Source organism: Agrobacterium sp. YIC 4121 (genome assembly GCF_002008205.1).
Classification (GTDB): domain Bacteria; phylum Pseudomonadota; class Alphaproteobacteria; order Rhizobiales; family Rhizobiaceae; genus Agrobacterium; species Agrobacterium leguminum.
Map to the genome: position 1 here is coordinate 78,494 of NZ_MRDI01000011.1, position 14,920 is coordinate 93,413.

Sequence of the window (14,920 nt, forward strand, 5' to 3'; positions counted from 1 at the left end):
CAAAAAAACCGGAATGGGCGACCATTCCGGTTTTTGTTGCCAAGGAGGATATCAAGCCGCTTTTTTCTCGGCGGCGGCGTTGACCGAAGTTTTGGCGAGCGCGGTCAGCGCATCATCGGTTTTCGCTTCTTCCTTGAGCGTGGCATCCAGCAACGAAACTGCTTTCGTGTGTCCCAGCTTTTCCGCCCATGCCTTCAGCGTGCCGTAACGGGCGATCTCATAGTGCTCGACCGCCTGCGCCGAGGAAACCAGGCCGGCGTCGAGGGCGGGCGTGCCCTTGAAGTCCTCCATGATTTCCTCGCCCTCGGCGATGATGCCCTGAATGGCTTCGCAGGTCTTGCCCTGCGCCCGCTTACCGATGATCTCGAACACCTCCTGCAGGCGCTCGACGTGCCCCTGGGTTTCTTCCTTATGTTTTTCAAAAGCCTGTTTCAGCTTCGGATCGGTCGCCGCCCGCGCCATTTTCGGCAGGGCTTTCAGGATCTGCCTTTCGGCGTAGTAGATATCCTTCAGCGTATCGTAAAACAGGTCGTCGAGTTTCTTCTCGGCCATTGTTCCTTCTCCCATGTGTGAAAATGCATGCCGTGCGCCCATGCGCACGGGAGACAAACCCTTTGCGGCGCCCATGGTTCCGGCTCGGTTGCGCGCAACGTTTATATTGCCGCGCGGAACCAACACGCCTTTGCGAACTTAGTGTGAAGAAATTTCGGGAGGAGACGCGACAGTGCCCCAGAGCCTTGCAGAAGAATTTTCCATGAATATTTCCATCCCCTTCGAGGTGCTGCTGGTGCGTGTGTTCGGCGCAGTCATCCTGTGCGGCCTGATCGGTCTGGAACGTGAGTTTCACAAGAACACCGCCGGCCTGCGCACCAACATGCTGATCGGCCTTGCCGCCGTCACCTTCTGCGTTATCACCATTCACATGATGGAGACGATGGCGGAAGGCCATGAGGCCGCGCGGCTCGATCCTATCCGGCTGGTGGAGGCCGTAACGGCGGGCATCGCCTTTCTCGCGGCGGGTGTGGTCGTTTATACGAGAGGCGATGTCAAAGGCCTGACGACTGGCGCCAGCATGTGGCTTTCGGCGGCAATCGGCCTCTCGGCCGGCCTTGGCATGTGGCCGCTTGCACTTCTCGCTTCGGGAATGGGCATTGTCGTCCTGTGGACGCTGCGCCGCTTACAGGTGGCGGCGGGTATCAAGGAGGAATGAACGACGTTAGCCGAAGCGGAAAAGATCGGCGTCGGGATCCTTGCCGCCATTGATGGCGGCTGCCACGATTTCAGCGGCGATCTGGCTGAAGGTGATGCCGTTGCCGCCGAAACCCATTACGGCATAAACGTTGTTCATGCCGGGCACCGCGCCAATCAGCGGCAGGCCGGTGGTGGTCGTGCCGAAGGCCGCCGCCCAGCGATATTCCGGCTTTCCCATATCGATGCCGAGAAGCTTTTCGATCTTGCGGCGGATCGTCTCCGCCTTGGCGGCGAGCTTGCGCTCCGACTGGTATGCGGTGGGGTTTTCCTCGTCCTCGCCTCCGGCGATCATCCGCCCCTCCCGGTCGGTGCGCAGGTAGAGATAGGGATCGGAGGCCTCCCAGACGATATGGTTCTCCAGCCAGTCGGGTAGGTCGAGCCCCTTTCGGCTCGCCAGCGCCCAGGTGGAAATGATCTGGTGTTTCGGGCTCTCCAGCACTTTCAGGAATTCATAGCCGGTGCAGAAAACGACATTGCGCGCTGAAAGGATTTTGCCGCCGGCGGTGGCAAGGACAACCTCGTCGCCGAGGTTCCTGAGATCGGTGATCTCAAGCTGGGAGACGATTTCGGCGCCGGCGCCCGCCGTGTGGCGCAGCAGGCCGGCCGTCAGCTGTGCGGGATTGGCGGAGGCCGAAATATCGCTGAGGATGGCCCCGGTCCGGTGCAAGCCGTATTGCTCTCTCAGTTCCGCGGCGGTGAGGAGGCGGGCCTCGATGCCCGCTTCTTTGCGGGCTTCTGCTTCAGCCTTCAATGCGCGCGATCCCATTTCGTCTCCAGCCAGATAAAGGGCTTGTTTGCGCCTCATGCTGCAGGAGATGTCGAGCGAAGAAACGATTTCCTCCAGCCGCAGGACGGCGCGGGCGGAACGCTGCCATGCCCTGTCAGCCGCGTCCCTGCCGATCATCTTTCGAAGCTGCGTCAGCGGCGTGTCGATTTCGTGCTGGATCATCGCGGTGCTGGCGACGCTGCTTCCCATGACCGGCTCGCGTCGGTCGACAATCAGCATGGATTGACCTGTCCGTTGCAGGGCGTGGGACACCAGCGCGCCACTGATACCGGCGCCGACGACGATCGTGTCGTAATGGTCCGCCTCCGGCGTGTGGCTGCTGCGGACGCCAATGCGCGGTGTATCCGCCCACACAGGCTTTGAATCCCTGAGGTCGCGTTCTTTCGTCAGCTCCGATGTCGGCATGAAATCATCCTGAAAGTGTCACGGCTCGGTATAGCCGGCGACATTGATGGTGAGCGTTGCGCTGCGGGGATCGTTGCGGAAGAAAAGCGTGCCGGTATCGCGAGACTCCGAGGCGACGTAATCGAACGTCACATCGGCGCTCTCCAGCGTTGCGCCGTTTTGCTGCAGGTCGCCGCGCACCTGCACCTGCGCCGCCGTCGTCATGGACAGGTTGCGGATGTCGAACCGCACCCGGTATTGCCCGGCCTGCGCCTGCACACCGGTAACGGCGATTTCGAAGCGGGCATCCTCCGGCCTGTAGCGATAGATGTCATAGCCGATCCACCCCAGCATGGCGGCGACAAGGAGCGTGCAGATGGCGCCCGTCAGCCATTCCACCCAATGGGGCTCGAGGCTTTCCGTGTGTTTGCGGCCCTTGGATATCGTCATCTTGTCCTCACAGGATCAGTCGGGCAGAGGCCGCGCCGATCGAGGCGGGAACGCCGAGAATGACGGCGGCATTCATGATCTGCGACAGCGATGTGTGGTCGAGGCGCTCGAAGGTCCAGAGCGTATAGATGCTGATGGCGATGGCGATGACGTAGCCGGGCAGGGTGAAGCGGATGAAGGATTGCCACCACTTCTGCCCTTCGTGCAGCTGGTGCGAGCCCTTGAAGTGAAGCGCGTAGACAAAACCATGCATGATGGCGACCGACAGCAGGCAGAGCGCCAGAATGTGATAGGGCGTCACCTTATAGGCGATCAGGATCATTTCTTCCGTCGGCGCAACATTGAGGCTGAGGAAAAGCGCGCCGACCACCATCATGAACAGTTCGTGCAGATAACCCGTCTCGCCGGAATATTCGCCCTCCTCTTCATCCTCCGCGTCGGAATGCTGACCGAGCTGGCTGCGCCCAAGCAGTGCGCCGATGCTGGCTGGAACGGATTGCAGCGCAATCTTGGCGACGATGTTGGAGGCGGTGATCTGGTCGTTCAGAATGCCGAACAGCAGCAGCACGGCGGCGCTGACAGCAATGCCCAGCCCATAGGCCGTTATCGCATCGCGCAGCGCCTGGCTCCAGGAGTGAATATTCTCGAAACCGATGCGGCGGGCGAGAAGAAGCAGCAGCGGCAGGTTGAGGATGCAGAGCAGGAGAAGCCGCCAGGAATTGACGTAAAGGCCGAGAAACCACATTTCCATGGTCATCAGCATGGGCAGGGCAAACAGCAATGCACCCGCCGTGCCGCGCGCGAGGCCGATCAGAAATTGCCCGACCTCGTCATCGTCCGCGTCTCTTCGATTGATCGCTGTCACCATGCCGCCCCCTGTCCACAGCGATAACGCAATGGCGTTTTTCCGGTTCCGTGGGTTTATTTCGCGGGATCGATGAGAGCGATGCCGAATTCCGGGCGATAGCTGCGCCGCAATTCCGCAGGTGTTTCGCGGATAACGACTTCCAGCGTGGGCCGCACCACCCCTTTTAGAAAATGGCCGCCCCTGGTGGAGCCATCGGCAAAGCCCAGAACCACATGCAGGTGCGGATTGGGCGTATCGTTCTCGTCAAGGGTGATATCGCCAAGCAGGCTTAGGACCTCGCTCTGGTCGGTGACCGGTATTTCCTTATAGTCCTGCGTCGAAAGATCGAAAAAGGCGAGTGTTGCCGTGGCGAAGGCGCCGATCGCGGTAACCGAGGCGGCGTTGATATTCTCGGCCCTGGCAAAGCGCCTGATGGCCTCGAAGGCTTCTTCCTCGGGATCGATGACGAGGATGAAGGTACGCTCCGCGCCGCTTGCCAGCAATCTGCTTTTCATGTGTTCCTCCCAAATAGAAGTGCCGCCGGAAAACCGGCGGCACGGGAATAGGGGTGTGTGTCTTAAGCGGCGCGGCGTTCGTGGCGGCCTTCCTCGACCTCTTCCACGATCTTGGCGACGAAGGCGTCAAGATCGTCAGGGCTGCGGGAGGTAATGATTCCCTTGTCGGTCACCACCTTTTCATCCTTCCAGTTTGCGCCGGCGTTCTTGAGGTCGGTCTTGATCGACCAATAGGAGGTGGCGTCGCGGCCACGCAGGGCGTCGGCTTCTACAAGCAGCCAGGGTGCGTGGCAGATGGCAGCCACCACCTTGCCGGATTTGATGAAATCATGCACCACCCGCATCGCATCCTCGTCATGGCGCAGAACGTCCGGATTGATCTGGCCGCCGGGTAGAACCAGCGCGTCAAAATCGTCTGTTTTTACGGCCTTGGCGGATAGATCGACGGCGATGCTGTCACCCCAGTCTTTCTTGTCCCAGCTCTTGATCTCGCCCTCCTTGATTGAGGCGACCTTTACGTCTGCACCTTTGGCCTTCAGCTGGTCATAGGGCACGCGCAATTCGGAACGCTCATAGCCGTCCGTTGCGAGAATGAGGATTTTTGCAGCGTTGATGGCAGTCATGTCTGTCTCCTTTCGGGTTCAGTCTTCCTTGTCGGAATTGATGGAGGGCAGGAAAAATTCCACGTCCTTGAGCCGCTCCGCGTCGAGATTTTCGATATGCGTTTGCCAGAACCGTTCGGCTTCCGCCGGTTCGTGCTGCCATTGGCGCACGAAGGTCTTGTTGTCGTCGATCATCACCTGACGCGTGCCGCCGAGACGCAAATATTCTTCCGCAAGTTTGCGTGTTTCGGTCTTTTCCATGTCGCGGCTCCTTGTGCGTGGAAAACGGGAACGGAGGGGTGCCGGATGGGTAAGAAGCTCGGCTGCCATTTCGTTGGCCACCGGGAGAAAACGGAAAAATCCCGATGTTCTTCAGCGCCATCGCGTCCGTTTGACACGGCGGCCCCTCCTGCTGGAACAACGTGAGCTTTCCGGTAAGGTTCCGCAGTTTTTTCGGCGGCCTTGTTGCCGGTGCCGAATGTATCGCGCGCAATTTTTTACCGGAACAAACGGGCATGTCCCGCTGTTTTATCCCCGATGCAGGGGAGGCAGCATGGCAGCCAGACAGAGCGACGGCGAACACCACGGTAACAACGACAACAAGGGTTTCTGGTCGATCGATTTCGGCAACTCACCGGTTATCGGCACGGCCATTCACGACGGTCATCGCATTAGACCGGACGTATCCGGGCTCATCGCCCTTTCCCCGGAACAGCGGCTGCGGGAGGAAGACCCTTTCACCGGTGAAATGATCGCCGGATTGACGAACCGTCTCGTCGTTCACCATTCGCGTTTCGAAATCGATCTCAACCGTGCGGCCGATCAGGCGATCTATCTGAAGCCGGAACAATCCTGGGGGCTTGAGGTCTGGAAAGAGGAGCCGGCGCAGGAGGCTATCCGGCAATCGCTCGATTTTCATGCCGACTATTATGCGATGCTGGAGACCGTGCTCTCCGCAATCGAAAGGCGGCACGGCGCCTTCGTCGTGCTGGATGTACACAGCTATAACCATCGTCGGCAGGGCGCCGTTGCGCCGCCGACGGCGCAGGCGGAGGCGCCCGATATCAATATCGGCACCTTTTCCATGGATCGCAGCCGCTGGGGCGATATCGTGAGCGCGGTCGGGCACCATTTCGCGTCAGCGACCATCGGCGGACGCCGCCTCGATGTTCGCGAGAACGTTGCGTTCCAGGGCAAGGGGGAGCAGACCCGTTTCATCCACGAAAGGTTCGCCGAAAATGGCTGCGCCATCGCAATCGAGTTCAAGAAATTCTTCATGGACGAGTGGACGGGAAAGCCGGATGCGCGTGTGGTGGCGGATATTCGTCAAGCGATAACAGCACTCCAGCCGGTGCTCGAAGAGTGCCTGAGGTCGCGGCGATGAATCTCTCTCCCGCCCGCAGCGCACCGTCTCCCATCGCCGATCTGGTCGATGATGTCGTGTCCTGCCTGGAGGCCGGCAAAGCCATCCGCCGCGATGTCGGCAAAGACGGTCGTCTGCATATCGACCGGCCGCTGCCGTTCCTCTGCCTGCATTTGACCGGCGGCACGAAAAATCTCGCCGCCCGCGATATCGCCGCCGCCCACGCCTCCTATCTGATCGCGTCGACCATTCAGGAGGCAGCACCGCTGATCGAGGCCGTTGGCACGGTCATGCGGCAGCGCTTTGGCGCTTTCATGGTCCTTGATATCGGTGAGCTGGAGCATGACATCCTGCTGGCCGACGATTCGCCTTTCCTGCCGCATTATGAGGTTTCCGTCTCGGCGACGGCTGAGCCAGAAACGCAGAATGCCCGCCGGGTCTTCATCAAGGCGGTTTGCGATGCCGAAGTGCGTTTTCGCACGCCGCGCATCACCCGGCCGGAACCGGATGCCGATCCGGTTCTGCGGTTCAAAAAAGCGGGCCTTGATTTTCCCTGTATCAGCGTGCGTTTTGCGCCGATCTACCGCCAGCCGGAATCCGGTGCGGATTATCCGGGCCTGCGGGTGACGATGATCGCCGATCTTTTCGATGCCGGTCTGCAGGCTTTTTCATCCTTCGCTTCGGGCAAGGACGCGCTCAAGGTTACCAGCCATCGGGCGCTGGGGCGCAAGGCTTTCGTCGATGCCGTCAGGCGTGCCGACCGGTCCATTGACGATATTGTTTCATCCTTCGATTTTCTGCTTTCCGTCACGCCCATCAACGCTCGCCGGGCCTTCGAGGAGTTTCGCGATGGCGGCTTTCAGTTTGCGCCGCGCCTGCTCTACCGGCCGCTCGGCGTCGATGTCGAGGAGCAGAAACGCAAGCTTTATTCCGTCGTGTTCGATCATCTGGAAGACCCGGTGCTTTATAATCTCTATCGGGAGAAACAGCAGGAGATCGATCTGCAGCTGACGATGCTCGCCAATCTGCACCATCCCACCTTCACCGATTTTTCGCGCGCCCTTTATGGCGCTGTCGAACCGGCCCTTCTTCAGCTGGCGCTGCGGGTGCTTGCGGATTGTCCGCGCAGGGATGAGAGCGGCGAAATCGCCATGGTCGATTGTTATGCGGTCGCCAAGAAGTCGCGGGAGATGGTCGAGACCTATCTTGCGGAAGCCCCGGAATTCAAGGCGCGCGTTGAAATCCGCGACGACCTGCCGCCGGGTCTGATGGTGACGGGTGAGAAGCTTTTGATTTCCCGCCACACTGTCATGGAACAGCGCCGTGTCGAGGCACTGCTGTCGCATGAGATCGGCGTGCATCTTCTGACCTATTTCAACGGCTCGTTTCAGGGGCTGCGTCTCTTCCGCACCGGCCTTTCCGGTTATGAGGGCGTGCAGGAAGGGCTGGCGGTGCTGGCGGAACATCTGGCCGGCGGCATGACGCGTGAGCGCCTGCGGCTGATCGCCGGCCGCGTTATCGGCTGCGCCGCCATGCTGGATGGGGCGAGCTTCGTGGAGACCTTCCGCACCATGACCCGCGATCACGGTTTCGATGAGGCCGGGGCCTTCAACATGGTGCTGCGCATCTATCGCGGCGGCGGTCTTTCCAAGGATGCGATCTATCTGCGCGGGCTGGTGGAGGTGCTGGACCATCTGCGCAGGGGCGGGGCGCTCGATCCGTTCTGGATGGGCAAGATCGCCGCCGCCCATTTTCCGGTGATGCAGGAGCTTGCCCTGCGCGGCCTGTTGCGGCCGCCGGGCGTCAGGCCCGCATTTCTGCTGCCCGCCAAGGCCAATGAACGGCTGGAAAAAATACGGGCGGGATTATCCATTGCCGAACTGGCGACATTATAGGAGGGGCTTCATGCGTATCGCATTTTTCGTCAATTCCATCGAAACAGAGGGACCGAACTACGCGACCGGGCTGCTTGCCATGGCGGCGCTCAATCGCGGCCACGAGGTGGTCTATCTGACGCCCGGCGATTTCACATTACGCTCGGACGACAGCCTGACCATTCACGCCACCGTGCTGCCGAAGGGCAAAATCAAGAAAGGCGAGACGTTCCATTCCACGCTTCAGGACAAGGCGCTGGAGCGGCGAACCATGGATGTAGAGGAAATCGATGCGCTGATGCTGCGCAACGATCCCTCGCTCGACCAGACGACGCGGCCATGGGCGGTGCATGCCGGCATCCTGTTCGGGCGGCTGGCCGAACAGCGGGGCGTCGTCGTGCTGAACGATCCCGAAGGTCTGGCGCTCGCGCAGAACAAGCTCTATTTTCAGAGTTTTCCCGAAATCGTCCGCCCGACCACGATCATTTCGCGCAATGTCGAGGAAATCCGCGCCTTTGCCGACGCGCACCCCAAGGGCGTCATCGTCAAGCCGCTGCAGGGCTCGGGCGGCAAGAACGTCTTCAAGATCGGCTCCAGCAAAGAGACCAATCTCAACCAGATTTTCGAGGCGGTGAGCCTTGAGGGATATCTGATCGCGCAAGCTTATCTGCCGGCCGCCAAGGATGGCGACATCCGCTTCTTCATGATGAATGGCCGTCCGCTGATGCGTGAAGGCAAATATGCCGCCCTTCGCCGTGTGCCCGCCAAGGGCGACCTGCGCTCCAATATCCATGCCCATGGCACGGCGGAAGCCGTGAAGGTGACGGATGAGATCGTGGCGCTTGCCGAAATGGTGCGGCCGAAGCTGGTGGAGGACGGCATGTTCCTCGTCGGGCTCGATATCGTTGGCGACAAGATACTGGAAGTGAACGTGTTTTCCCCGGGTGGCCTTTCCAATATCCGCGATCTCACGGAGATGGATTTCAGCGACACGATCATCGAGGCCGTGGAAACCAAGATCACCATGCAGAGCGCTTCCGGCGGCACCATCTCCAACCGCCTGCTGGCGACGCTGTGAGGTTATTCCCGTAATTCGGCCGGGTGCATCTCGCGATACCAGGCGACGAGGGCCTTGATGCCCTCTTCGACCGGGGTTTGCGGCACGTAACCGGTCAATGCCCTCAGAAGATCGGGAGAGGCGAAGGTGCGGGGAACATCGCCCTGCTGCATCGGCAGCATATTGCGGATCGCGGGTTTCCCGACCGCCTTTTCGACCGTTTCGACGAAATGCATCAGCTCCACCGGCTGGCCGCCGCCGATATTGACCACGCGGAAGGGTGCGTGGTGCGACAGCGTGTCGGTGACGCCTTCCTGCGTAACACGGTTTTCCTCGGACGGGATGACCGTGCTCAGCCGGACGATGCCCTCCACCAGATCGTCGATATAGGTGAAATCGCGGCTCATATTGCCTTGCCCGTAAATATCGATCGGCCGGCCGTTGGAGACCGCGTCGACAAATTTGATTGGCGCCATGTCCGGCCGCCCCCACGGGCCGTAGACCGTGAAGAAACGGAAGGCGGTGGTAGGCAGCTTGTGCAGATGGGCATAGCTGTGCGCCATCAGCTCCATCGATTTTTTGGTGGCGGCGTAAAGCGTCATAGGCTCGTCGGCCTTGTCGCTTTCCGCGAAGGGGATTTTCTCGTTGGCGCCGTAGATGGAGGAGGTCGATGCCAGCATCAGGTGCTTGACCTCAAGGCTTCTGGCGAGCTCCAGCATGTTGAACGAGCCGATGAGGTTGGAATCGATATAGGCGCGCGGATTTTCAAGGCTGTAACGAACGCCTGCCTGTGCCGCGAGGTGGATGATGATCTCAGGCTCGGCGGCCTCTGCCGCGCGCTTCAGCGCATCCGTATCTTCCAGCATGCCGATTTCGGCACGGAAGCCGTTGGAGCGGGAAAGAATGGCGTGGCGTTTTTCCTTGAGGCTGACATCGTAATATTTCGTCATGCCGTCGAAACCGGTCACGAAGTGGCCGGCGTCCAACAGCCGCTTGGCAACATAAAAGCCGATGAAGCCAGCCGTGCCGGTAACCAGATAACGCATGATGATTATATCCCGAATTCGTTGGTACGTTTGCGGTCTGACCGAAGCGCAGAAAACCTTTTTGATGAAATGGCGAAAACGAAACCTCTATGCGCCCTTGTCGGAACCGCCTTCATGCGGGCGACCGACGGCGGCATAGATGAAACCATGCGCGGCGACCTCATCGGTGCGGTAGATATTGCGCAGATCCACCAGCACCGGATGTTTCATGATCGCCTTCAGGCGCGGAAGGTCGAGCGCGCGGAACTGGTTCCATTCCGTCACGATCACCACGGCGTCGGCATCTTCCGCCGCCTCGTAGGGGCCGGCCGCGTATTCGATGTCTTCCATCAGATGGCGGGCATTCGCCATGCCTTCCGGATCGTAACCGACCACTTTCGCACCGCCATCCTGCAGGGTCTGGATGATGGCGATTGCCGGGCTGTCGCGCATGTCGTCGGTATTCGGCTTGAAGGTAAGGCCAAGCACGGCGATCTTCTTGCCGCGCACATCGCCGCCCACCGCATTGATGACCTTGCGGCCCATGGCGCGTTTGCGGTTGTCGTTGATGGCGATGGTGGTCTCGATCAGCCGCACCGGCGCATCATAATCCTGCGCGGTCTTGGCAAGCGCCAGCGTGTCCTTCGGGAAACAGGAACCGCCATAACCGGGGCCGGCATGCAGGAATTTCGGGCCGATACGGCCATCGAGACCGATGCCGCGCGAGACATCCTGCACATTGGCGCCGACCTTTTCGCAGAGATCAGCCATCTCGTTGATGAAGGTGATCTTCATCGCCAGAAAGGCGTTGGCGGCATATTTGATGAGTTCGGAAGCGCGCCTTGTGGTGAAGAGCAGCGGCGACTGGTTGAGGTAAAGCGGGCGGTAAACTTCGGTCATGACGGGGCGGGCGCGCTCGTCCGAAAGGCCAACGACGATGCGGTCCGGCCGCTTGAAATCCTCGATGGCCGCACCTTCGCGCAGGAATTCCGGATTGGAAACCACGGCAAAATCTGCCGAGGGGTTTTCCTCGTGGATGATACGCTCTACCTCGTCGCCGGTACCGACGGGAACGGTGGATTTGGTGACGATGACCGTGAAACCGTCAAGCGCATGGGCGATCTCTTTCGCCGCCGCATAGACATAACCAAGATCGGCATGGCCATCGCCGCGCCGCGAGGGCGTGCCGACCGCGATGAAAACGACATCGGCATTGGCAACGGCTGCGGAAAGATCGGTGGTGAAGCTCAACCGCCCGGCCTTGGCATTGTTGGCGACGATGGTCTCCAGACCCGGTTCGAAGATCGGAATATGGCCGTTTTTCAGGGCCTCGATCTTCTCCGGCATCTTGTCGACGCAGACCACGTCATGGCCGAAATCCGCAAAACACGCGCCGGACACGAGGCCGACATAACCCGAACCGATCATCACAATCCGCATTCTTTTTCCTTTCGGTTAGCGAGGCCATGGTAACGCAGCAATATCAGCCGGGGAAATCGGCGGATGAAAATCGCATGATAATATTTAGCCGCCTTCATGCCCGCCGCCAAGCGCCACGATGAACACCGGCTAACCTCTTTCCATGACGGGGATGTGATGGCCATGGCGGGACAAATTTGCCGCACCTTGCAGCCATTTTCATCGGTTGGGTTCAATCGATCAATTTTGCCGTTTTTCCGGCTTGCACTCATAGGTAGCCGGGTCTAGCCATAGGGTGAGGATCAAATCTGCCAGACTGTCTGTCCCTTCAAGGGGCGTCCGGGTCGCCTTCTACGCGGCCGGGGGATGCTTTGCATTGCGGTCGGTGTTTGGGGACGTTCAAATGCAAAAGGGTTTTCTGCTCGGTCTGTTCGCTTATGCGACCTTTTCCATGGGCGATGCCACCATCAAGTCGCTTGGATCGCAGATCAGCGTTTTCGAAATCGGCTTCTTCAGCATTCTGTTTTCCGGCATCTTCATTTTCTTCAGCAAGCCGCGCGAGGAAAGGTGGCGTGAATTCTGGCGCATGAGCCGGCCCTTCGCCGTGCACGGACGCGCCATCTCCGGCCTTTTCGCCGGTATTTTCGGCATCTATGCCTTCACCACCATTCCGCTGGCGGAAGCCTATGCGCTGATCTTCCTGTCGCCGCTCTTCGTCACCGTGCTTTCCGCCGTCGTGCTGAAGGAGAATATCGGTCCATGGCGCTGGGCGGCGGTTCTGGCGGGTATCGTCGGTGTCATCCTCGTCGTGCGGCCGGGCTTCAAGACACTCGAACTCGGACATTTCGCCGCCATCGGCGTTGCGTTCCTGGCGGCGATGACCATCGTTTTGCTGCGCTCGCTTGCGGGCAAGGAAAAGCGCACTTCGATCATGGGCGTGCTGCTGATTTACGGCCTCACCTTCAACGGCGTTGCCTCCATCCCCGAATTCGTCATGCCCAACCTGCACCAGCTCCTGGCCTTCGCCTTCATCGGCCTTTGCACGGCAACGGGGCAGATCACCCTTCTGGTTGCAACCCGCATCGCGCCGGCGAGCCAGATCGCGCCATCGCATTATTCGCAAATCCTCTGGGCGGTGGCGATCGGCATGGCTTTCTTCCACGAATATCCGGATGCGGTCGCCGTGCTGGGTCTGGCCGTCATCGCCGCATCGGGACTGCTGACGATGATCCGCGAAAAGGTGAGGCTTGGCACCGTGCGCTGGAACCCGTTTTTCCGCAATCGGCTTTGAACTCACCCTTGATCGGAAACAGTGCGTCAACCGAAGCGCGGCTTGTGAAGCGGCGGCAACCCGGCCCATAAGGCTTTCATCTTTAGATGAACGGAGAGCCGCAAATGCTCGTGGATGGAAAATGGACCGCCGAATGGCATCCGGTGCAGGCAACCGACAAGAAGGGCGGCTTCGTTCGCCAGACTTCCGGTTTCCGCAACTGGGTAACGCCTGACGGTTCGGCGGGGCCGACGGGTGAGGGCGGTTTTGCGGCCGAAAGCGGCCGTTATCATCTTTACGTCGCGCTGATCTGCCCATGGGCATCGCGCACGCTGATCGGCCGAAAGCTCAAGAAGCTGGAGGAGGTGATTTCCGTTTCCGTGGTTGAGCCCGCCCTTTCCGACGAGGGCTGGAAATTCGGCGACTATCCGGGTTCGGACCGCGACACGCTCAACGGCTTCACTTATATGCACGAGGTCTATACCAGCGCGGATCCGCATTATACCGGCCGGGCCACCGTGCCCGTGCTTTGGGACAAAAAGACGAAAACCATCGTCAACAACGAATCCGCCGATATTCTGCGCATGCTGAATTCCGGTTTCGGCGATCTGGCCGATAATAGCGTGGACCTCTATCCGGAAGCGCTGCGCGATGAGATCGATGCTTTCAATGACCACATCTATCCGCGCCTCAACAACGGCGTTTACAGAACCGGTTTCGCCACCACGCAGGTCGCCTACGAAGAGGCCTGCGCCGATGTGTTCGCGACGCTTCAGGAGCTCGAAAACCGCCTCATCTCAGGCGGACCTTTCCTGTTCGGCGATCTGCTGACCGAAACGGATGTCCGGCTCTTCGTGACGCTGGTTCGTTTCGATGCCGCCTATTATGGCCTGTTCAAATGCAATCTTCGCCGCATCGCCGATTATCCTGCGCTGCAGGCCTATATGATGCGAGTGCTGACCATTCCGGGCGTGCGCGACACGGTCAATATCGACCATATCAAGCGCGGTTATTATTCCATCAAGGCGCTCAACCCGACCCGCATCGTGCCCGTCGGCCCCGATCTTCCGGGGCTGTATGACGTTTCTCTCCATCCTTCGAACTGAGCGGATGACGGATTACACCGGTTTGCCGACCTGATCGAGCAGCCAGGCCTGAAAGGCGCGGGCCAGCGCATTGTCCTGCCGTCCTTCCGGAAGGGCGACGTAATAGCTCTTGTCGGTCTGCAAGGGGATGTCGAAGACGATTTCGAGGCGGCCGGAGACGATCTCCGCCTCGATGAGATATTTCGGCAGAAGGGCAAAGCCGATGCCGCTTGCGGCGGCCTCAATGATCATCGAGAACTGGTCGAAACGGCTGCCCTGATAGGCATTCTCGGCTGTCACCCCGTTCATCTCCAGCCATTCCGTCCATAGTTTCGGCCGCGTCGTCACATGCAGCAGCGGCTGCCCGGTCAGATCCTGCGGCTTGCTCACGCTGGCGCGGCGCAGCAGGGCGGGGCTTGCGACCGGCACGATCACCTCGTTGCACAAAAATGTGCAGGTGCCATGCGCCCAGACCGGTTGGCCGTAGTGAATGGCGAGATCGAACCCTTCCTCATCGAAATCGAAGGGATGCGAGCGCGAGCCGATGGTGATCGTTATTTCCGGATTGTCGTCGATGAAGCGGTGGAGGCGCGGCATCAGCCAGCGGCTGCCGAATGTCGGCAGCGTCGCGACGGAAAGCGATGCGTGTGAAGTTCCGGCCGAGACCGCGCGCACCATCAGCTGTTCGGATTGCTGCAACAGGCGGCGCACATCGGGCAGGAATTTACGCCCCGCCTCCGAAAGCACCACCCGCCTGCGGATGCGCTCGAAAAGCTGCATTCCCGTCTGCGCTTCCAGTTCGCCGATCTGCCGGCTCACCGCGCTCTGCGTGAGGTTGAGTTCTTCCGCCGCACGCGTAAAATTGCCATGCCGTGCCGCGCATTCGAACGCCTGCAGGGTAACGATGTCAGGGACCAGTCTTCTGCGCGGATCCATTCCATTCTCGCATCAACTTACCCGCTTTCCTCATTGGAAAAGGGCCATTATGCCC

General features: G+C 60.0%; 16 protein-coding genes. 6 read left to right on the forward strand and 10 right to left on the reverse strand.

All coding sequences use genetic code 11. The features are described 5' to 3' along the window. Window positions 1–51: 51 nt before the first annotated feature. The gene (locus tag BTE54_RS12305) at window positions 52–552 is read right to left on the reverse strand and encodes a ferritin-like domain-containing protein (RefSeq protein WP_065657331.1); all 501 of its coding nucleotides are present in this window, start codon (window positions 550–552) and stop codon (window positions 52–54) included. 202 nt (window positions 553–754) lie between these two features. Between BTE54_RS12305 and BTE54_RS12310 the strand changes: the two genes are divergently transcribed. Then, on the forward strand, window positions 755–1,210 hold the full coding sequence (locus BTE54_RS12310) for an MgtC/SapB family protein (RefSeq protein ID WP_222857857.1): 456 nt from the start codon (window positions 755–757) through the stop codon (window positions 1,208–1,210). A 6-nt stretch (window positions 1,211–1,216) separates the two neighbouring features. Here BTE54_RS12310 and BTE54_RS12315 read toward each other — a convergent pair whose 3' ends face one another. The 6 genes from BTE54_RS12315 to BTE54_RS12340 form a co-directional block, all read right to left on the reverse strand. Beyond that, window positions 1,217–2,443 (reverse strand): FAD-binding oxidoreductase, encoded by a 1,227-nt coding sequence (locus BTE54_RS12315; RefSeq protein ID WP_078052644.1) that lies wholly within the window; start codon window positions 2,441–2,443, stop codon window positions 1,217–1,219. An 18-nt stretch (window positions 2,444–2,461) separates the two neighbouring features. Beyond that, window positions 2,462–2,872: a TIGR02588 family protein gene (locus BTE54_RS12320; RefSeq protein WP_078052645.1), complete on the reverse strand. Its 411-nt coding sequence runs from the start codon at window positions 2,870–2,872 to the stop codon at window positions 2,462–2,464. Window positions 2,873–2,879: 7 nt separating this feature from the next. After that, entirely contained in the window at window positions 2,880–3,740 is an 861-nt protein-coding gene (locus BTE54_RS12325) for a TIGR02587 family membrane protein (RefSeq protein WP_078052646.1), read from the reverse strand. Window positions 3,741–3,793: 53 nt separating this feature from the next. Continuing rightward, complete coding sequence (locus BTE54_RS12330) at window positions 3,794–4,234, reverse strand: PPC domain-containing DNA-binding protein (RefSeq protein ID WP_078052647.1); 441 nt, start codon at window positions 4,232–4,234, stop codon at window positions 3,794–3,796. 62 nt (window positions 4,235–4,296) lie between these two features. After that, window positions 4,297–4,857 carry a type 1 glutamine amidotransferase domain-containing protein gene (locus BTE54_RS12335; RefSeq protein WP_078052648.1) on the reverse strand — a complete coding sequence of 187 codons (561 nt, stop codon included), beginning with the start codon at window positions 4,855–4,857 and terminating at the stop codon, window positions 4,297–4,299. Window positions 4,858–4,875: 18 nt separating this feature from the next. Then, entirely contained in the window at window positions 4,876–5,097 is a 222-nt protein-coding gene (locus BTE54_RS12340; protein ID WP_078052649.1) for a hypothetical protein, read from the reverse strand. Between the two features lie 292 nt (window positions 5,098–5,389). Between BTE54_RS12340 and BTE54_RS12350 the strand changes: the two genes are divergently transcribed. Genes BTE54_RS12350 through BTE54_RS12360 form a run of 3 tightly spaced genes read left to right on the forward strand, consistent with a single transcriptional unit; the run spans window position 5,390 to window position 9,151 of the window. Continuing rightward, a complete protein-coding gene (locus tag BTE54_RS12350) occupies window positions 5,390–6,220 on the forward strand; it encodes an N-formylglutamate amidohydrolase (RefSeq protein ID WP_078052676.1) in 831 nt (276 codons plus the stop codon). Next, a complete protein-coding gene (locus BTE54_RS12355; RefSeq protein WP_078052650.1) occupies window positions 6,217–8,094 on the forward strand; it encodes a flavohemoglobin expression-modulating QEGLA motif protein in 1,878 nt (625 codons plus the stop codon). Before BTE54_RS12350 ends, BTE54_RS12355 begins: the two co-directional genes overlap by 4 nt. A 10-nt stretch (window positions 8,095–8,104) precedes the next feature. Beyond that, window positions 8,105–9,151: a glutathione synthase gene (locus BTE54_RS12360; RefSeq protein WP_003522515.1), complete on the forward strand. Its 1,047-nt coding sequence runs from the start codon at window positions 8,105–8,107 to the stop codon at window positions 9,149–9,151. Between the two features lie 2 nt (window positions 9,152–9,153). Here BTE54_RS12360 and BTE54_RS12365 read toward each other — a convergent pair whose 3' ends face one another. Together BTE54_RS12365 and BTE54_RS12370 are read right to left on the reverse strand one after the other, a co-directional pair. Then, window positions 9,154–10,176: an NAD-dependent epimerase gene (locus BTE54_RS12365; protein WP_078052651.1), complete on the reverse strand. Its 1,023-nt coding sequence runs from the start codon at window positions 10,174–10,176 to the stop codon at window positions 9,154–9,156. An 87-nt stretch (window positions 10,177–10,263) separates the two neighbouring features. Further along, window positions 10,264–11,595: a UDP-glucose/GDP-mannose dehydrogenase family protein gene (locus BTE54_RS12370; protein ID WP_078052652.1), complete on the reverse strand. Its 1,332-nt coding sequence runs from the start codon at window positions 11,593–11,595 to the stop codon at window positions 10,264–10,266. A gap of 382 nt (window positions 11,596–11,977) precedes the next feature. Here BTE54_RS12370 and BTE54_RS12375 point away from each other — a divergent pair, with 382 nt between their 5' ends. Continuing rightward, window positions 11,978–12,865 carry a DMT family transporter gene (locus BTE54_RS12375; RefSeq protein WP_078052653.1) on the forward strand — a complete coding sequence of 296 codons (888 nt, stop codon included), beginning with the start codon at window positions 11,978–11,980 and terminating at the stop codon, window positions 12,863–12,865. 104 nt (window positions 12,866–12,969) lie between these two features. After that, window positions 12,970–13,950, forward strand: a complete 981-nt coding sequence (locus BTE54_RS12380; RefSeq protein ID WP_078052654.1) for a glutathione S-transferase family protein — start codon at window positions 12,970–12,972, stop codon at window positions 13,948–13,950. A 12-nt stretch (window positions 13,951–13,962) separates the two neighbouring features. Here the strand turns inward: BTE54_RS12380 and BTE54_RS12385 are convergent, their stop codons facing one another. Continuing rightward, complete coding sequence (locus BTE54_RS12385) at window positions 13,963–14,865, reverse strand: LysR family transcriptional regulator (protein ID WP_078052655.1); 903 nt, start codon at window positions 14,863–14,865, stop codon at window positions 13,963–13,965. Window positions 14,866–14,920: the final 55 nt, after the last annotated feature.